General features: G+C 71.7%; 15 protein-coding genes. 6 read left to right on the top strand and 9 right to left on the bottom strand.

Features of this window, described 5'->3' with window-relative positions; all coding sequences use genetic code 11:
- Window positions 1–65 precede the first annotated feature (65 nt).
- Entirely contained in the window at window positions 66–1,454 is a 1,389-nt protein-coding gene (locus tag ABEA87_RS41005) for a ricin-type beta-trefoil lectin domain protein (protein ID WP_345639182.1), read from the top strand.
- Window positions 1,455–1,494: 40 nt separating this feature from the next.
- Here ABEA87_RS41005 and ABEA87_RS41010 read toward each other — a convergent pair whose 3' ends face one another.
- Window positions 1,495–2,814, bottom strand: coding sequence for a right-handed parallel beta-helix repeat-containing protein (locus ABEA87_RS41010; RefSeq protein WP_345639183.1), 1,320 nt, complete (start codon window positions 2,812–2,814; stop codon window positions 1,495–1,497).
- Between the two features lie 44 nt (window positions 2,815–2,858).
- Window positions 2,859–4,145, bottom strand: a complete 1,287-nt coding sequence (locus ABEA87_RS41015) for a right-handed parallel beta-helix repeat-containing protein (protein ID WP_345639184.1) — start codon at window positions 4,143–4,145, stop codon at window positions 2,859–2,861.
- A 207-nt stretch (window positions 4,146–4,352) separates the two neighbouring features.
- Here ABEA87_RS41015 and ABEA87_RS41020 point away from each other — a divergent pair, with 207 nt between their 5' ends.
- Window positions 4,353–5,114: a DeoR/GlpR family DNA-binding transcription regulator gene (locus tag ABEA87_RS41020; protein ID WP_345639185.1), complete on the top strand. Its 762-nt coding sequence runs from the start codon at window positions 4,353–4,355 to the stop codon at window positions 5,112–5,114.
- The gene (locus tag ABEA87_RS41025) at window positions 5,111–6,262 is read left to right on the top strand and encodes an MFS transporter (protein WP_345639186.1); all 1,152 of its coding nucleotides are present in this window, start codon (window positions 5,111–5,113) and stop codon (window positions 6,260–6,262) included. Before ABEA87_RS41020 ends, ABEA87_RS41025 begins: the two co-directional genes overlap by 4 nt.
- A gap of 69 nt (window positions 6,263–6,331) precedes the next feature.
- Here the strand turns inward: ABEA87_RS41025 and ABEA87_RS41030 are convergent, their stop codons facing one another.
- From ABEA87_RS41030 to ABEA87_RS41050, 5 genes are all read right to left on the bottom strand, one after another.
- Window positions 6,332–7,105 (bottom strand): MBL fold metallo-hydrolase, encoded by a 774-nt coding sequence (locus tag ABEA87_RS41030; protein ID WP_345639187.1) that lies wholly within the window; start codon window positions 7,103–7,105, stop codon window positions 6,332–6,334.
- 112 nt (window positions 7,106–7,217) lie between these two features.
- Complete coding sequence (gene ligD, locus ABEA87_RS41035) at window positions 7,218–8,096, bottom strand: non-homologous end-joining DNA ligase (protein WP_345639188.1); 879 nt, start codon at window positions 8,094–8,096, stop codon at window positions 7,218–7,220.
- Window positions 8,093–9,034, bottom strand: coding sequence for a non-homologous end-joining DNA ligase (gene ligD, locus ABEA87_RS41040; protein WP_345639189.1), 942 nt, complete (start codon window positions 9,032–9,034; stop codon window positions 8,093–8,095). The genes ligD (ABEA87_RS41035) and ligD (ABEA87_RS41040) overlap by 4 nt, the downstream gene beginning before the upstream one ends.
- Complete coding sequence (locus ABEA87_RS41045) at window positions 9,031–9,621, bottom strand: DNA polymerase ligase N-terminal domain-containing protein (RefSeq protein WP_345639190.1); 591 nt, start codon at window positions 9,619–9,621, stop codon at window positions 9,031–9,033. The genes ligD (ABEA87_RS41040) and ABEA87_RS41045 overlap by 4 nt, the downstream gene beginning before the upstream one ends.
- Before the next feature lie 78 nt (window positions 9,622–9,699).
- Complete coding sequence (locus tag ABEA87_RS41050) at window positions 9,700–10,620, bottom strand: PfkB family carbohydrate kinase (protein WP_345639191.1); 921 nt, start codon at window positions 10,618–10,620, stop codon at window positions 9,700–9,702.
- Between the two features lie 248 nt (window positions 10,621–10,868).
- On the opposite strand from ABEA87_RS41050, the gene ABEA87_RS41055 reads away from it, so the two are divergent.
- Window positions 10,869–12,254: an MFS transporter gene (locus ABEA87_RS41055; RefSeq protein ID WP_425571045.1), complete on the top strand. Its 1,386-nt coding sequence runs from the start codon at window positions 10,869–10,871 to the stop codon at window positions 12,252–12,254.
- Here ABEA87_RS41055 and ABEA87_RS41060 read toward each other — a convergent pair.
- Window positions 12,232–13,092 carry a polysaccharide deacetylase family protein gene (locus ABEA87_RS41060; RefSeq protein ID WP_345639193.1) on the bottom strand — a complete coding sequence of 287 codons (861 nt, stop codon included), beginning with the start codon at window positions 13,090–13,092 and terminating at the stop codon, window positions 12,232–12,234. The two genes, ABEA87_RS41055 and ABEA87_RS41060, sit on opposite strands and share 23 nt — an antisense overlap.
- 418 nt (window positions 13,093–13,510) lie before the next feature.
- Between ABEA87_RS41060 and ABEA87_RS41065 the strand changes: the two genes are divergently transcribed.
- On the top strand, window positions 13,511–14,602 hold the full coding sequence (locus ABEA87_RS41065; RefSeq protein ID WP_345639194.1) for a polysaccharide deacetylase family protein: 1,092 nt from the start codon (window positions 13,511–13,513) through the stop codon (window positions 14,600–14,602).
- A 78-nt stretch (window positions 14,603–14,680) separates the two neighbouring features.
- Here the strand turns inward: ABEA87_RS41065 and ABEA87_RS41070 are convergent, their stop codons facing one another.
- On the bottom strand, window positions 14,681–15,748 hold the full coding sequence (locus tag ABEA87_RS41070) for a TIGR03118 family protein (RefSeq protein ID WP_345639196.1): 1,068 nt from the start codon (window positions 15,746–15,748) through the stop codon (window positions 14,681–14,683).
- A gap of 838 nt (window positions 15,749–16,586) precedes the next feature.
- Between ABEA87_RS41070 and ABEA87_RS41075 the strand changes: the two genes are divergently transcribed.
- On the top strand, window positions 16,587–17,076 hold a 490-nt coding region (locus tag ABEA87_RS41075), incomplete at its 3' end, for an ABC transporter ATP-binding protein (RefSeq protein WP_345639197.1).

The following is a 17,076-nucleotide window of genomic DNA, read 5'->3' on the forward strand; positions in this document are numbered from 1 at the left end:
GCCGCGGCACCGGTCCCCGATGCCGCGCGCACCGTCCCCGGTGGCAAGGTCACGAAGGGCTCGTCATGAGGAAGCGTCTGCTGCTCCTACCGCTGGTTGCCTCGACCGTCCTGGCGTTCACCGCGCAGCCGGCGCACGCCGCACCGGTCACCATCACGCCGGGCACGGTGTGGAACGACACCTCCGGCCACGCGATTCAGGCGCACGGCGAGGGGATCACCAAGGTCGGTAACACCTACTACTGGCTCGGTGAGGACAAGACCAGCGGCTCCCCGTTCCAGAACATCAAGTGCTACTCCTCAACGGACCTGAGTCACTGGACGTTCGTGGCGAACGTGCTGACCCGTCAGGCCAGCGGCGACCTCGGCCCGAACCGGGTCGTCGAGCGCCCGCACGTCATCTACAACGCCAGCACCGCCACCTACGTCATGTACATGCACATCGACAACAGCGGCTACTCCGAGCGCAAGGCCGGCGTGGCCACCAGCGGCAGCGTGTGTGGCAGCTACACCTACCGCGGCAGCTTCAAGCCGCTGGGCCACGACAGCCTGGACGACAACCTGTTCCTCGACGGCGCGACCGGGTACTTCATGAGCGAGGACCGCACCAACGCCAAGCTCCAGATCTACCAGCTGTCCCCGGACTTCCTGACCGTCAGCGCGCTGGTGAAGACGCTCAACCAGTACGAGGCGCCGGCGATGGCCAAGATCGGCGGCAGCTACTTCCTGTTCGGGTCGCACCTGACCGGCTGGTCCACCAACGACAACCAGTACGCGACGGCCACCTCGATCACCGGTACCTGGAGTTCGTGGCGCAGCTTCGCTCCCGCGGGTACCAACACCTGCAACTCACAGGCCACCGCCATCCTGCCGGTGTCCGGCACCAGCACGACCAGCTACGTGTTCCTGGGCGACCGGTGGAACTCCGGCAACCTGGCCGATTCCAGGTACGTCTGGGAGCCGTTGACGGTCAGCGGCACCACGGTGTCGATGGCCTGCCAGACGAGCTGGACCATCGACCCGGCGACCGGCGCGGTCGGCTCCAGCTCCGGCGGCGGGACGGGCACGGGCACCTCCATCCTCCGGGGTGTCGGTTCGAACCGGTGCCTGGACGTGCCCAACTCGTCCACGACGGCCGGCACCCAGGTGGAGATCTGGGACTGCAACGGCGGCGGCAACCAGTCCTGGACCCTCAACTCCAGCAAGGAGCTCACGGTCTACGGCAACAGGTGCCTGGAGGTCGCCAACCAGTCCACCGCCGCCGGCGCCGCGGCGCAGATCGCGACCTGCACCGGCGCGGGTAACCAGCAGTGGAACCTCAACAGCAACGGGACCATCACCGGTGTCCAGTCCGGGTTGTGTCTCGACGTGATCAGCGCCGCCACCGGCAACGGCGCCAAGGTGGAGATCTGGACCTGCAACGGCGGCACCAACCAGCAGTGGGTGCGGTCGTAGCCGCCGGCGCGGCGCCGTCCCACCCCGGCGGCCGGTGGGGTCAGCCGAAGCAGTTGGGTACGGCGACCGGGCTTCCGGCGCAGTTGGTCGGGCGGTTGGCGGCGATGACCGTACCGGAGTCCACGGTGACCGTCGGGTCGTCGGTGGACACTCCGCCCGGCGGCGTGGTGGAACTGTTGCCGGTCACCTGGGCGCCCTGCAGCGAAAGGCTTCCGCCGCTGTTGGCCACCCCGCCGGCCGCCGAACCCGCGCCGGTGGCCCGATTCGCGTCGACGCCGCTGTCCCGGACGATCGCGTTGGCCCGCACGTCGGTGTTGCGCAGCCCGCCGCCGTCGCCGCCGGCCGTGTTGCCGGTGATCCTGCTGTCGACGAAGACGAGCGTCCCCTCGTTCAGGATGCCCCCGCCGTCGCCCGAGGCGGTGTTGCCGCTGACCGTGCTCTGGTTGAGGGTGACCAGCACGGAGCTGAAGATGCCGCCGCCGGTCGCCGACGTGTTGCCCTCGACCGTACTGTGGTCCAGCGTCGTCGAGGTGCTCGTCAGTTGGGCCGCGATGGCGCCTCCCTCGGTCGTGGCGTGGTTGCCGCGCAGCGTCGTGTTCGTCAGGTTGGCGACGCCGAAGTTGAGGATCGCGCCGCCGATGGCCGCGGAGTTGCCGGACAGCGTCGAGTTCTCCACGGTCAGGTCAGCCGTGCTGTAGATCGCCCCGCCGAGGTTGCCGGTGCTGTTGTCGGTGAGCGTGGAGTCGGTGACCCGCAGGACGCCGTCGAGGTTGAGGATGGCGCCGCCGCGCTGCGCCGATCGGTTGTGTGTCAGGGCGCAGTGGATGACCGTGACCCGCGCGCCGGACTCCATCGAGATGGCGCCGCCCTGTGGCGGCGAGTCGGTGTTGTTCCCGCCGGTCAGCGTCAGGTCCCGCACCGTCAGGTCGCCGCCGAAGGCGACGTCGAACAGCCCGAACGCGGGTGCGGCGGCGGCGCGCTCGATCGTCGCGCCGTTGCCGGCGATCGTGATCGGCTGGCTGATGACCGGCAGTCCGAACTGGTTCCCCGCGTCGGCGGCCAGGGAGTAGACGCACCGCCGGGCCAGCGCCAGGGTCGCGCCGCCGTCCGCGTTGGCCTGGTCGATCGCGGCGATGAGCGCGTCCGGGTCGCACGGCACGGGGGTACCACCCGAAACGCCGCCGCCGACCGCGCGCGAGGCGTCGCCGGCGCCCGGCAGCGGCAGCATCACCGGGCTCATGCCGGGATGTGAGGTACCCGCGGGCCCGGCCACCGCCGCGACCAGGGCCCCGGCGACCAGTACCCGTACCGCCCGCCGCCGGACCGTGCCCGGTCGCCGCGGTGCCACTGTCACTGACATCGGAGGTTCCACCTTTCGCGAGCCGGCCGCCGTCGCGCCGGACGTCAGCCGAAGCAGTTGGGCACCGGAGCGGGGCTACCCGCGCAGTTGGTCGGCCGGTTCCGCACGATGGTCGAGGCGCTGTCCACGGTGACCGGCGTGGTGGTGAAGACGCCGCCCGGCGCGGTCGTCGAGGCGTTGTCGGTGATCCGCGACGAGTTCACCACGAGCGTGCCGTCCTGGTTGGCGATGCCGCCGCCCACGCCGCCGGTACCGAGGGCGGTGTTGCCCGTGACCTGGCTGCGGCGTACCACCGCCTGGGCGCTCACGCTGCCGTTGTCGATCCCGCCACCGGCCCGCGTCGCGGTGTTGCCGCTGATCTGGCTGTCCTCGACCACCAGATCCTGCAGGTTGAAGATCCCGCCGCCGTCCTGCGCCGCGGTGTTCCGCTCGACCGTGGTGTGGCGCAGGAAGGTCTCGCCGGTGGTGAGGATCGCGCCGCCGCTGCGCGCGGCGGTGTTGCCGCTGATGGCGCTCTGGTCGATGGTCAGCGAAATCGGGCCGATCCGGGTGTCGATCGCCCCGCCGCCGATCGCGTGGTTGGCGGTCAGCGTGCTGTTGGTGATCGTGACCTTGCCCTCGGCGGTGATCGCTCCTCCGTTGGTGGAGGAGTTGCGCTCCAGCCTGGAGCCGTCGATGGTCAGCACGTTGGTGTTGAAGATGGCTCCGCCGTCCACCTCGCTGCTGTTGCCGGCCAGCGCGCACCGGATCAGGCTCAGGCTGCCGGCGTTGTAGACCGCGCCCCCCTGCGCTGCGGCGTGGTTCCCGGAGAGGGTCACATCGGTGAACCTGCCGGCCCCGCCCTGGTCGATCCGGATCGCGCCGCCGTCCACAGCCGTGGCCGGGGTGGCCGATCCGCCCGACAGCGTGAGGCCGGCCAGCGTCAGGTCGCCGCCGGCGCGTACCTCGAAGAGCCGGAACGCCGCCGCGTTCGCCGCGCGCACGAGCCGGGCGTCGTTGCCCAGGATGCTGACCGCCCGCGTGATCGGAGGCAGGCCGTTGCCGTCCTGGTTGGCGGTCAGGGTGTACGTGCACCCGGGGGCCAGCGACAGCGTGCCGCCGGAGCCGGCGTTGGCCAGCAGCAGCGCCGCGATCAGGGCGTTCGGGTCGCAGGCCACCGGCCGCACGACCGACGGGTCCGGACCGGCGCCCAGCGCGGGCGCTCCGGACACCAGCGCCACCCCGGCCAGCCCGGCCGCCACGGTACCGGCGACGAGCCTGCGGGCCAGCCTTGACCGCGTCGGGACGGCGCCGCGCGGCGCCGGGGGCCGGCCGGCCGTGTCCTGCGTCATCTGAGCCACCCGCCTCTCCACGCCCCGAACCCGGGCCGTGTTCCCCAATCCCGGCGTGAGCGTCGTAAAGCGCCCTTCAACCAATGGCTCGACCATATGGTTTGCGAAGGAACTTCAAGTACAAATTGGCGAAAAGGCCTCACTGGTCGGCCACGATCGCACATCGGGGATTGCGTTTCGAACACCATAGGTGTTTGGATCGAACACATGTCAGTCGACGCTCGGCATCAGACCATCATCGAGCTGCTCCAGGCCCGTGGCCGGGTCACCGTCGCCGAGCTGGCCGGACGGGCCGCCGTGTCGGAGATGACGATCCGGCGCGACCTTGAAGCGCTGGAGCAGGAGGGGCTGCTCCAGCGGGTGCACGGCGGTGCGGTGAGCACGATTTCCGGCAGCTACGAACCGACCTTCGCGGTGCGCAGCCGACTCGGCTCCGAGGCGAAGGCCCTGATCGGCAGGGCGGCCGCCGCGCTCATCGGCGCGAACGAGACGGTGGTCATCGACGCGGGCACGACGGCGTTGGCGGTTGCCCGCGCCCTGCGGGGCCGGCGCCAGCTCACGGTGTGCGCGCTGAGCGTGCCGGCGGCGGCCGAACTCGGCGACGAGCCGGGCATCAGGCTGATCGCGGCCGGCGGTGATGTGCGGGCCGGCGAACAATCGTTCGTCGGACCGCTGGCCGAACGGATCTTCGAGGAACTGCGGTTCGACACCTTCATCCTGTCCGTCGGCGGGGCACACGCCGTGGACGGCCTGACCGACTTCAATCCGGACGACGCGCGGCTCAAGCGCGTCGCGGCGGCCAGCTCGCGGCGGCGGATAGTGGTCGCCGAGTCCGCGAAGCTCGGCCGGGTGTCCTTCGCCCGGATCGGCCCCACCCAGTTGGCCGACGTGCTGGTCACGGACGGCGCGGCGGACCAGGACGAGGTGACGGCGCTGCGCGCCGCCGGGGTCAACGTGGTGATCGCGTGACCATCACCGCACCGGTCAGGCCCGCGCGCCTGCGGCTGCCGGCATTGTCGGGGGCGCTCGCGGCCTTCGTGCTCATCGGGGCGCAGCAGGCGCTGTACGGCCCCGCCATCCCGCAACTGCGCCACACCTACGGCATCTCTCCCGCGACCGCCGCGGCGGCGCTCAGCGTTCATTTCGCGGGCGCGATCCTGGGTGTCTTCGCGCTGCCGGTGGCCCGCCGCCGCGGCATCGCCGACGGCCACCTTCTCGGCGGTGCGCTCGCCTTGATCGCGGCGGGGTGCCTGGCGTTCGCGGTCGCCCCGAACTGGCCACTCGCGCTGGCGGCCGCATTCGTCGCCGGGCTGGGATTCGGCGCCATCGACGGCGGCGTCAACCAGGTCTTCACGGAGGTCTACCCGGGCGGCCACGGCAGGCTCAACCTGCTGCACGGGTGCTTCGGGCTCGGAGCCATCGGCGGGCCGATCGCGGTAGGGCTCGCCGGAAGCTACGTTTCGCCGTTCGCGGTCCTCGCGGCGCTGGCCCTCGTGGCACTGCCGCTGCTGGCGCGCGTCGCCGGGGTAAGCGCGCCGGCGCCGAGCGGGAACGCGCCGCGGTACGGGATGGTGGGCGCCGTCGGGCTGGCCTTTGTCGCGTTCTTCGTCCTGAACGTGGGGCTCGAGACGGGGGCGGCGGGTTGGGAGACCAGCCACCTGATGGCGAACGGGCTGTCGGAGCACGACGCCGGGCTGGCGACCTCCGGTTTCTGGCTGACGTTCACCGCCGTGCGGTTCGCCGTCGTGCCGCTGTGTCACCGGTACTCCGCGCGAACCATCGTCATCACGTGCGTGGTGCTGACCGTGCTCGCCGCGCTCACGACGACGTACCGGCCCATCGCGCCGCTGGGCTATGGGCTGCTGGGCGTCGCGATCGGCCCGCTGTTCCCGACGGGTCTGGTGTGGCTCGCGCAACTGCGGCCGAGGCTGACCGCAACGGTCGTCGCCGCCTCGATGGTCGGTGGGATCGCGTTCCCGCCGGGCATCGGACTGGCCGTCGGGACCTTCGGGCCCACCGCCGTCCCGCCGGCGCTGATCGCTCTCGCCGTCGCGGGCCTGGCCGCCGTCCTGGTCATCGCCGGCCGGCGCGGCGCGCCCGTACCGGCCGAGGAATGAACGGTCGCCGTCCCGCCGTCCCGCCGTCCCGCCGGGCGGCCAGGCGAACGCCGGTTGCCCGGCGGCGGCTCACCGGCCGACGGGGAAGGTGGTGCCGGGAGCGGCGAAGTCGACGGGGCCGTCGAACCGGGTACGGGCGCGCGCCACGGCCTGCTCCGACGTCAGGAACGGGCCGACGTGGGTGACGATCAACCGGCCCGCCCCCGCGGCGGCGGCGGTGGCGCCGGTCTCCTCCGGGGTGTGGTGCACCCGATCCGGACCGCTGGCCGGCTCGGCGCTCTCCGCCTCGCACAGCAGCACGTCACACGCCCGCGCCAACTCGGTCAGGCTCCGGCACGGGGCGGTGTCACCCGAGTACACCAGCGACCCACCGGTGGTTCCCACGCACAGCGCGAAGGCCGGCATGCCGTGCGCCACCAGGCGGCTGGTCAGCGCCAGCGGGCCGACCCGCACCCGATGCCCGTCGTGCAACTCCTCGACCGCGAAGGCGGACTCGATGGGGCTGCGGGTCGCGCCGTTGGTGAGGAAGTGCGCGAGCCGGTCCGCGATGCCCGGCGGGCCGTACAGCGGGATCGGAGCGGGTAACCGCAGCTCGGCGTACACCGCGGCGTAGTAGGCGGTCAGCAGGTCCGCGGCGTGGTCGGCGTGCAGGTGGGAGATCCAGATCGCGTCCAGCTCGTCCAGCCGCGTGTGCCGCTGCAACTCGGCCAGCGTCCCGGTGCCGGCGTCCACCCACACCCGCGCCCCCTCGGCCGATACCAGGTAACCGGAGCAGGCGTTGTCGACGCGCGGATATGGTGTCGCGCTGCCCAGCACGGTCAGGCGAAGCGGATCGTTCGGCATCGCGGGAGTCTACGGCGCGGGAGTTTCGGCGAGAGAGGCTATGGGGCGAGAGGCTACGGCGCGCCGACGGACCGCGTTGGCCGCGCCGGTCCGCGCTGCCGACAACCCGGTCTCAGCCGACCAGGCCCGGCCCGGCGAGGTCGGTGAGGCGCTTGCGCACCGCGGCCACCGACGGCCCGGTGCGCGGGAAGTCGGCCCAGGGGTCGTCCCGGTCGAGAACGGTGCGCACGGTGTGGGTCCGGGCGGTCAGGCGCGGATCGTCCAACTCGTGCCAGTGCAGCGGGGTGGCCACCGGCGCGCGGGGCAGCGGGCGGACGGAGTAGGGGGCGACGGCGTGCTGGGCATAGCCGTTGCGCAGAGCGTCGACGTACAGCCTGCGGCCGCGGTTGGCCTTGCGGGCGGCGGTGGTGAGGGTACGCGGGTACCGGGCGGCCAGCGCGTCGGCCAGCTCGCGGGCGAGGGCGAGCACGTCGTTGACCTCGTCGCGGCCGGCGATCGGCGCGGTGACGTGCAGGCCACGGGAGCCGGTGGTCATCACGTACGGTTCCAGGCCGACCTCGGTGAACAGCTCGCGTGCGGCCAGCGCCGCGGCGCGCGCGGCGGCGAAGCCGGCGGGCGGGTCCATGTCCAGGATCAGGCGGTCGGGCCGGCGCGGTGCGCGAGCCCGGGCCAGCCAGGGATGCAGCGTGATCGCGGCCTGGTTGGCCAGGTAGCGCAGGGTCGAGGCGTTGTCGCAGACCAGCATGGTGACCTCGCCGCCGCTGACCTTCGGCACGCTGGCCCGGTGCACGACGTCCGGAGCGCCCGCCGGCAGCTGCTTCTCCATGAAGCCGCCGTGGTCGATGCCGTCCGGGAAGCGTTGCCGGGCCAGCGGCCGGCCACGCAGGTGCGGCAGCATGCGCGGGGCCACGGCGTCGTAGTAGTCCGCCAGATCGGCCTTGCTGACGCCTGGCAGCAGCAGCTTGTCCGGCCGGCTGAGGGAAATCGTCATCGGGTCGCCCCGGTCGGACGCTCCCGGACGACCGCGCGCGCCGCCTTGTCCCGGCGCAGGCCGAGGAATCGGGGGTGGCGGAGCCGGCCGTCGCGGGTCCACTCGGTGAAACCGATCTGCGCGACCAGTTCGGGACGGACCCAGTGGGCGCCGCGTTCCCGCACGGCACCGTGGAAGGGTGACGAGGCGGTGGCCAGGGCGTCCATCCGGGATCGCAGCCGGGTCAGCGTCTGGTGGTCGAAGCCGGTGCCCACCTTTCCGGCGAAGCGCAGTTCGCCGCCGTCGTAGACCCCGACCAGCAGCGCGCCGAAGCCGTGCCGGCTGCCCGTGGGGTCGGTGAAGCCGCCGATGACGAACTCCTGTTCGCCCACGCACTTGAACTTCAACCAGTCGCTCGACCGGCCGGAGCGGTACGGTGCGTCGGCCCGCTTGGCGATGACGCCCTCCCAGCCCCGGCGGCACGCCTCGGCGAACAGCTCCTCGCCTTCGGTGTTGCGGTGCGCGGTGTAGCGCAGCGGCCCACCGAAGCCGATGGCGGCGCGCAGCCGGCGCTTGCGCTCCCGCAGGGGCAGTCCGGTGAGGTCCTCGCCGGCCAGGCTCAACAGGTCGAACAGGTAGAAGTGGACCGGCACCCCGGACGCCTCGGCCCGCACCGGGTCGGTCAGGCCGATGCGTTGCTGCAGCCGCTCGAAGCTGGTGCGGTTGCCGGCGAAGGCGACCACCTCACCATCGACGACGAAGTTCCCGCGCTGGCGGCGGAGCGCGCGCACCAACTCCGGGTAGGTGCCGTCGAGGATCCGGCCGGTGCGGGAGCGCAGTGTGGCCGTCCTGCCGCTGCGGGTGCCGATCACCCGCTCGCCGTCGAGCTTGCGTTCGAAGACCCAGTCCGGGTCGGAGAAGTACCGGTCGGTCAGCGTGGCCAGCATCGGCGCGGTCATGACGCCTGCTTGGCGATCTGGTGCATGGTGCGGCCGGTGAGCACCGACTTGGTGTCCGACTTGACCGGTACCCGCCTGGTGTTGGCGTCGTCGTCCCTCATCTTGACCAGCAGCCACTGTTCCCGCCGGCCGGTGCCGGTGCGGGTCAGCGCGAATCCGCCCCGCAGCTTGGTGCCGTTCAGCTCGAAGGTGAGGTGCCCCGCGGCGAGCGCCTCACCGGCGTCGCGCGGCTGCCCCCGGTGCGTGGTCGTGTTGCGGTAGGTGCCGGTGTCCCAGACCATCACCGTGCCGCCGCCGTACTGGCCCGCCCGGATGATCCCTTCGAAGTCCGCGTACTCTATCGGGTGGTCTTCGACGTGGACGGCCAGCCGCTTGTCGGCGGGATTGATCGAGGGTCCCTTGGGCACCGCCCAGGACGCCAGGGCGCCGTCGATTTCCAGCCGGAAGTCGTAGTGGTCGCTGGACGCGGCGTGGTGCTGGATGACGAAGATCGGCTCGTGCCGGCGACCGCGGCCGGTCCGCGAGGCGCCGCGCGGCTCGCCGGTACGGCTGAAATCGCGCTTGCGATCGTATTCGCTCAGCGTCATCCGCGCACACCTCCCAACCTCATGGCGTACCCGTCGCCAGCACCGGTAAACGATCGGCGGTGGGTCAACCGGGGCGGGTCAGCCGGGCGGCGCCAGATCGCGCAGATCCGGGCGGCCACCCGGGCGCCCCACGCTGTGCCCGGCCGCGGTGACCGCGTACCGGGCCGCCTCGGCCGGTGCCGCCCCGCGCAGCAGCGCCACGGTGAGCGCGGCGACCAGCGCGTCCCCGGCCCCGGTGGTGTCCACCACCCGGTCGCCGGTCAGCGGGATCAGCAGGCTGTCCTCGCCCCACCGCGCGTCCTTCCAGACGAACAGGTTCCCGTGTGGCAGCCCGAGCGCCAGCAGCCGTGGGCCGGCGGCGAGGATACCGCCGGCGGCCTCGCGAACGGACTCCTCGCTGTCGGCGGGCCGGCCGATCAGCGCCGTGGTTTCCCGCTCGTCGGCGCGCACGATGTCGGCCGCGGCGAGCAGCGGGCCGCATCGCTCGTCCGGGCGGGGCGCGCCGTCGAGAACAACCGCGCGGCCCGCGCGCTGCGCCACGCCGGCCAGCGCCAGCGCGGCGGGGGAGGGCTGTTGCAGCTGCACGAGCACCGCGTCCGCGCTGGTGATCGATCCCTGCGCGGCGGCGATGTCGGCCTCGTTGAGGAGGACCTCCGCCGGCAGGTGCTGCAGGTAGCGCCACTGCCCCTCGTCGGTCAGCGCGTCGACGATGAGGCCGGTGACCGCACCGCCGCGGCGCACGACGCCGGAGACGTCGATGCCGTCGGCGCGCGCCTGCTCCAGGAGGTCGTCCGCGACCCGGTCATCCCCGGCGACCGCGACCAGCGCGGGTCGGCCGCCGAGTTGGCCGACCGCGACCGCCTGGTTGGCGCCCTTCCCGCCGAGCATCTCCAGGCGCAGCCGCACGTCGGCGGCGGTGCCCGCCTCCGGCATCCGCGGGACGACCAGCACCAGGTCGCGGGCGAGCTGGCCGACAACGGTGACCCGGGGTGTGTCCATGGGCCCCGAGTACCCACCCCGGTGCGGTTCCAACGTCGCGATGCCGTTACCCGGCGGATGGCCGTTACCCGGCGGATGGCCGTTACCCGGCGGGTAATCGACGGACCGCGACTGTCCCGGCAGGGTGATGGGCGGTAGCGAACACACCACGGGAGGAAGCAGTGACAGTCACCAGCGATCCGATGACCGCCCGGCGCCCCGGCGCGGGCCCGCCCGACGCAGCGCCCGCCGACCGGCCGCGGCCGGGCATGTTGCTGGTCCTGATGGCCGGCGTGTTCATGACCGCGCTGGACGTGTTCATCGTCAACGTCGCCATCCCGGCGACCGCGCGCGAACTGGACGCCGGTCCGGACGCGATCCAGTGGATCGTCGCCGGCTTCAGCCTGGCCGTCGCGTGCGGGGTGATCACCGCCGGACGGCTGGGCGACCTGTTCGGCCGGCGCCGGCTCTACGCGCTGGGCCTGGCGCTGTTCACCCTCGCCTCGCTGATGTGCGGCGTCGCACCCGGCGTGACGGTGCTGATCGCCGGGCGGGTGGCCCAGGGCCTGGCCGCCGCCCTGATGTCGCCACAGGCGCTGGCCATCCTGGGCACGGCGTTCACCGGCCGGGCGCGGGCCCGGGCGTTCAGCGTGTACGGGCTGACCATGGGAGTGGCCGCCGTCTTCGGCCAGCTCATCGGCGGTGTGCTGATCCAGGCCGACCTGTTCGGGCTGGGCTGGCGCTCCTGTTTCCTGGTCAACCTCCCGATCGGGGCCCTCGCGCTGGCCCTGCTTCCCCGGCTGGTGCCGGAGTCCCGGGGCACCGGGCGGGCCCGGCTGGACATCGCCGGAATGGTTCTGGTCACTCTGGCCCTGATCGCCGCCGTCCTGCCGCTGATCCAGGGCCAGGCGGCCGGCTGGCCACTGTGGACCTGGCTGAGTTTCGCGGCCGCGGCCGTGCTGTTCGGCGGTTTCGTCGCGTACCAGATCGGGCTGGGCCGCCGCGGCGGGGCGCCGCTGATCGACCCGGAGCTGTTCCGCGCGCGGACCTTCAGTCTGGGGCTGGTCGCGCAGGTGGTCTTCTGGACCGGCCAGGCGTCGTTCTTTCTGGTGCTCGCGCTCTATCTTCAGGAGGGACACGGGTTGAGCCCGCTGAACTCCGGTGTCGTCTTCGTCGCGATCGGCGCCGGGTACCTGGTCACGTCGACCTCCGCGCACCACATCGCGGCCCGGCTGGGTCGGCTGACCGTGCCGGCCGGCACGCTGCTGATGGTCGCCGGGCTGGCCCTGCTGTGGGCCGGCGCCGGCCGGGCGGGCACCAGCGGCCCGGTGTCCGCGCTGGTACCGGGTCTGATCGTCGACGGTCTCGGGATGGGCATGGCGCTGTCGCCGTTGGTGTCGACCGTGCTGGCCACGGTGGAGCCGAGGCACGCCGGCGCGGCCAGCGGGGTGCTGTCCACCGCGATGCAGGTCGGCGGCGCGCTGGGAGTGGCGTTGATCGGGGTCGTCTTCTACCGGGCGCTGGCCGCGTCGGGCGGATACCCGCACGCCTTCCGGGCCGGGCTCGCGTTCCTGATCGTGGTGGAGATCGTCACCGCCGCGCTGGTGTTCGCGTTGGCCGGTGGCCGGAAGGTCAGGGGCTCGGGGCGGCGCTGACCGGGGTGGTGGGCATCGGCTGGAGCTGGAACTTCGTCACCAGAGTGGGCAGCAGGGTCTGCAGCGCGGTGATGGTCTGGCTACGGTCGCCGCCGCCGTCGTGCATCAGCACGATCGAGCCGGGTACCGCGTCGTTGAGCACGGTGCTCTCGATGCTGGCCACGCCGGGCGTCTGCCAGTCGTTGGTGTCGACGCTCCAGTCCAGGGGCGTCATGCCCCTCCGCATCGCCTCGGAGACGATGGTGGGGGACCAGTTCCCGCCGGGTTGGCGGTAGTAGTGGATGACGGCGTCGGGATCGGCCTGGTGGATGGCGTCAGCGCAGCGGGTGATTTCGTCGTCGATGTAGGACAGGGACTTGCCGGCCATCTGTTCGTCGTGGTCCCAGGAGTGGTCGCAGATGGTGTTGCCGCCGGCGACGATCTGTTTGACGAGGTCGGGGTAGGCCGCCACGTTCTGCCCGATGAGGCAGAACGTGGCGGTGACGTGGTACTTGGCGAGCAGGGCGAGGACCTGCGGGGTGTTGGTCGGGTCGGGGCCGTCGTCGAAGGTCAGCGCGAGATTGTTGTTCTCGGTGCTCTGCACGGCGCCGTCGGGCCCGGTGGGGTCGGTCGGCATGGGCGCGACGGGCGCCGGCGATCCGGACGGCGAGGGTGCCACGACCGCGGGCAGGTCGCGCGATCCGTCGGCGGCCCGGGCCGCCGCGGAGCGCTGGGACAGGGGCCGGGCGTGGCCGTGGTGGGTGCTGTGGACGACGAAGCCGATGAGGAGGAGGGCTACCGCGGTCGTCACCGCCGTGATCGCCGCGGTGTAGCGCCGCCGGTTCGTTGGCTTGTCCATAATGTGACGATATGTCCGCATCACCTGACGGTCTCTCACTTGCGCAAAGTGAGAGCCGTCCCCGACATCGGTGCGGCGCGCGGGTCGGAACGAGCCGGGCTTCGCGGCAGGGGTATCGGAACTTTCGAGGATTTACCGGAACCGGATGGCGCCTTGCGCCTCACCCGAGACCCGGCCCGTAGTGCCCGAACTTCCTCACCGGACACCGTCGGGCATGGGACGCTCGCCGCTCGTCCATCGAAAACTTGTCGCAACACTCATCGGAATGTTTCAATGTATCCCCGGCCTGCGACTCCCACCGGCCCGCGGGGCGCCAAGCGGCCCGCCCGGGCCGGCGGCCGGCACACACCCCATCCGATCGACCCCGCCGGCGCCACCGGTCGCGACCCGGTGGCGACCGGTCACCTGAGGAGAGGCAATGCCCCCCATCCGTCGCTTCACCCGACGGGCCCTGGCCGTCACCGTGGCCATGGCCGCCGTGACGGTCGGCAGCGCCGTCGCGGTCACGGTCGCCGCCCCGGCCTCCCACGCCGCCACCTGCAACGGGTACGTCGGCCTGACCTTCGACGACGGCCCCACCCCCGGCAACACCCAGAACCTGCTCAACGCGCTGCGGTCGGCCGGCCTGCGGGCCACCTTCTTCGACGAAGGCCAGAACGCCCAGCCGAACCCCTCGCTGGTGCAGGCCACCCTGTCGGCGGGCATGTGGGTCGGCAACCACACCTGGGACCACCCGCACATGACCCAGCTCAGCACCGCGCAGATGAATACGGAGATCGGCAACACCCAGCAGACCCTGCAGCAGATCACGGGTACCGCGCCCAAGCTGTTCCGGCCGCCGTACGGCGAGACGAACGCGACCCTCAAGTCGGTCGAGGCCCAGTACGGACTCACCGAGATCATCTGGGACGTCGACTCCCAGGACTGGAACGGCGCCAGCGTCTCGGCCATCGTGCAGGCCAACGCCCGGCTCACCAACGGCCAGATCATCCTCATGCACGACTGGCCGGCCAACACGGTCGCCGCCATCCCGCAGATCGCGGCGGGCCTGGCCAGCCGCAACCTGTGCGCCGGCATGATCTCCACGAGCACCGGGCGCGCGGTCGCGCCGACCGGTACCAACCCGCCCCCGTCGAGCCCGTCGCCCACCGTCCGGCCGACCGGCAACCCACCGACCGGTAACCCGCCGACCGGCTCGGGCTGCCGGGTCACCTCGGCCGTCAGCGCCTGGAACAACGGCCTGACCAACAACCTCACGATCACCAACACCGGCTCATCGCCGGTGACCAACTGGCGGCTGACCTTCACCCTGCCCAGCGGGCAGACCATCACCTCGGGCTGGAACGCCACCTACAGTCCGACCAGCGGTCAGGTGAGTGCCACCAACGCCGGCTGGAACGGCACCATCGCGCCCAACGCCTCGACGACCGTCGGGTACCAGGCGACGCACAACGGAAACAGCGCCGCTCCGACCGGATTCGCTCTCAATGGGGTGGCGTGCGGGACCTGACGGCCCGATCACGCCCAAGCCCGGGCCGGCGCGCGGACGAGGCGCGCCGGCCCGGGTCGTCAACTCCTCGGTCGAGGATCAGTTGGCCGTCAGCTTGCCGACCAAGCCGTGCGTCTCGTTGTCCGGCCCGGCGGTGAACACGACCGAGTCGGTGCCGGCGAAGGCCGTGTTGCCCACCAGCAACGCCCACAGGCCGTCGATCGCGATCGGCTTGCCGGACGAGTTCGTCAGCGACCCGCGCAGTCGACCCGTCGCGGGGTCGAAGACGTTGATCCTGCCGTTGCCGAAATTGCCGACCAGCAGTTCGCCGGAGAACTTGCCGAAGGAGGCCGGTGCGATGGCGACACCCCACGGCGCGTCGAGCGGACCGTGACTGACCAGCCGCTTGATCAACGTGCCGTAGTTGGTGAAGACGTCGACGACGCCCTCACCCTGCTTCTTGACCTCCCGGTGCGTGGCCGGGTCGACCTTCGCGTACGTCACGTAGACCTTGTCGCCCAGTTCCTGCACGTTGAACGGCGCGTACCCCCTCGGCACGCTCCGGTCCTGGAACAGCCCGTCCACCGACAGCCGGGTGAACGTCGAGTTGTACACGTCGACCTTGCCGCTGGAGAGGTTCGCGCCGAGCAGCAGCGGGCCGAACGGGCTGTGCGCCAGCGCGAGACCGGTGTACGCCGCTCCGGTCGAGCTCGCGGCGAGCGTCGCCGCGGAGCCGCTGGCCCACGCCGTGATGGCGCCGCCGACACCAGCGAAGATGAATCTCGCGGGCGTCGTGGTGCCCGGCACGTCGAAACCGGTGGTGTCGTTGAACACCTGACCGGTGGGCGGCCCGCCGGGAATGCTCACGACCAGCGGGTTGATGCTCGGCGCCGTGGTGCCGACGCCGCCCACGTAGAGGGTGGAGGTGCTCGTGCCCGCGTTGGATACCCAGATCGGGCTGGTCGTGCTCTGGGACGCACCCCACGCGTTGATCAGGTGCGGGTCGGTCAGCGCGGCCTTGCCGGGCTGGTCGGATACGAGGTTGGTCTGCAGGTAGCCCTGCGGTTGCGCGGGCCTACCCGAGCCGTGGGCGTTAGCGGGAAGCGGTACGGCAACAGCGGCCGCCGCCAGCACGCCCGCACCGATCAGGCCGACTCGTTTGAACATGAAACCCCCTTGGTATCGCGGTCACCGCTCGGACAAGGCGCGGCGACCCTCGCGAACAGCTACGGGCTCGGTCACGCTTCGGTTCACTTCGATATAGACGGACTGGCTGCTCTCTTGGGCAATCGTCGGAGATACGAGTTGGCGCACATCGTGCGGCTTCGGCGGTGCCCGCCCGACGGGCCCTGAGGCGCGACCGCCGGCTCGAACCGCACGCGGACCACGGCTTCAGGGGGTGCGGACCGCAGCCGGGCCGCGGCCGTTGGGTGCACCCGCCGGCTCGAGCCGGACACGGACCCCGCCCGCCGGCTCGAGCCGGACGCGGACCCGGCCCGTCGGCTTGAGCGGGAAATGGGCCGACCGCCGGCTTGAGCCGGTTACGGAGCTGACTGCCGGCCCGGGCCGGTTACGGAACTGACTGTCGGCTTGAGGCCGGTTACTGACCCGACCGCCGCTTGAGCCGGTTCCGGACCCGGCCGTTGGGTTCGGTCGGACATGGACCCGCCCCGCCCCGCCGGCAGGCCGGCCGGGGGAGCCTCCCGATCGGCCGGGGGTCACCGGCGAGGAGCCTGAGGCGGCGTGCGGGTGAGGGTGCGGCGGTGGTCGCCGGAGCGAGCCCCCGGGCCATCCAGCTAATGGTCATATGCCCGGATGGTCGTATTAACTGTTCCTACCGGTGTGGCATTTCGCACCCCACCGACCGCGCTTAGCGCGTACTCAGGGAACATCCGGTACCGTCTCGGTGTTGATCACAACGCCGCGGCCCGTGCGATGTACGGGTGGCGCACCTTTTACTCGGATCGTCCGGCACGTTCCTGCCGGTGGAAGGATGTAGCGCACCATGGCAACAGTGAGTTTCCGCGAGGCATCGCGGCTCTACCCGGGTAACCCCAAGCCGGCGGTCGACGCCCTCAACCTCGAGATCGGCGACGGCGAGTTCCTCGTCCTGGTCGGCCCCTCGGGCTCCGGCAAGTCCACCGCCCTGCGCATGCTCGCCGGCCTCGAAGACGTCGACGCCGGTGCGATCTACATCGACGACCGGGACGTCACCAACCTGCCGCCGAAGTCCCGCGACATCGCGATGGTGTTCCAGAACTACGCCCTGTACCCGCACATGACCGTGTACGAGAACATGGCGTTCGCGCTGAAGCTGCGCAAGACCCCGAAGGCGGAGATCGACGCGGCGGTCAAGAACGCGGCCAAACTGCTGCAGTTGGAGGAGTACCTCAACCGCAAGCCCAAGGCGCTGTCCGGTGGCCAGCGCCAGCGGGTCGCGATGGGCCGCGCGATCGTGCGTAAGCCGCAGGTCTTCCTCATGGATGAGCCGCTGT

Origin of the sequence: Rugosimonospora acidiphila (assembly GCF_039543385.1) — a bacterium.
In the GTDB taxonomy this organism is placed as follows: domain Bacteria; phylum Actinomycetota; class Actinomycetes; order Mycobacteriales; family Micromonosporaceae; genus Rugosimonospora; species Rugosimonospora acidiphila.

Excerpts from the sequence above, each read along its gene's own strand:
- ABEA87_RS41005 (WP_345639182.1), top strand. The coding sequence starts at position 66 with ATGAGGAAGCGTCTGCTGCTCCTACCGCTGGTTGCCTCGACCGTCCTG.
- ABEA87_RS41010 (WP_345639183.1), bottom strand. The coding sequence starts at position 2,814 with ATGTCAGTGACAGTGGCACCGCGGCGACCGGGCACGGTCCGGCGGCGG.
- ABEA87_RS41015 (WP_345639184.1), bottom strand. The coding sequence starts at position 4,145 with ATGACGCAGGACACGGCCGGCCGGCCCCCGGCGCCGCGCGGCGCCGTC.
- ABEA87_RS41020 (WP_345639185.1), top strand. The coding sequence starts at position 4,353 with ATGTCAGTCGACGCTCGGCATCAGACCATCATCGAGCTGCTCCAGGCC.
- ABEA87_RS41030 (WP_345639187.1), bottom strand. The coding sequence starts at position 7,105 with ATGCCGAACGATCCGCTTCGCCTGACCGTGCTGGGCAGCGCGACACCA.
- ligD (WP_345639188.1), bottom strand. The coding sequence starts at position 8,096 with ATGACGATTTCCCTCAGCCGGCCGGACAAGCTGCTGCTGCCAGGCGTC.
- ligD (WP_345639189.1), bottom strand. The coding sequence starts at position 9,034 with ATGACCGCGCCGATGCTGGCCACGCTGACCGACCGGTACTTCTCCGAC.
- ABEA87_RS41045 (WP_345639190.1), bottom strand. The coding sequence starts at position 9,621 with ATGACGCTGAGCGAATACGATCGCAAGCGCGATTTCAGCCGTACCGGC.
- ABEA87_RS41050 (WP_345639191.1), bottom strand. The coding sequence starts at position 10,620 with ATGGACACACCCCGGGTCACCGTTGTCGGCCAGCTCGCCCGCGACCTG.
- ABEA87_RS41055 (WP_425571045.1), top strand. The coding sequence starts at position 10,869 with ATGTTGCTGGTCCTGATGGCCGGCGTGTTCATGACCGCGCTGGACGTG.
- ABEA87_RS41060 (WP_345639193.1), bottom strand. The coding sequence starts at position 13,092 with ATGGACAAGCCAACGAACCGGCGGCGCTACACCGCGGCGATCACGGCG.
- ABEA87_RS41065 (WP_345639194.1), top strand. The coding sequence starts at position 13,511 with ATGCCCCCCATCCGTCGCTTCACCCGACGGGCCCTGGCCGTCACCGTG.
- ABEA87_RS41070 (WP_345639196.1), bottom strand. The coding sequence starts at position 15,748 with ATGTTCAAACGAGTCGGCCTGATCGGTGCGGGCGTGCTGGCGGCGGCC.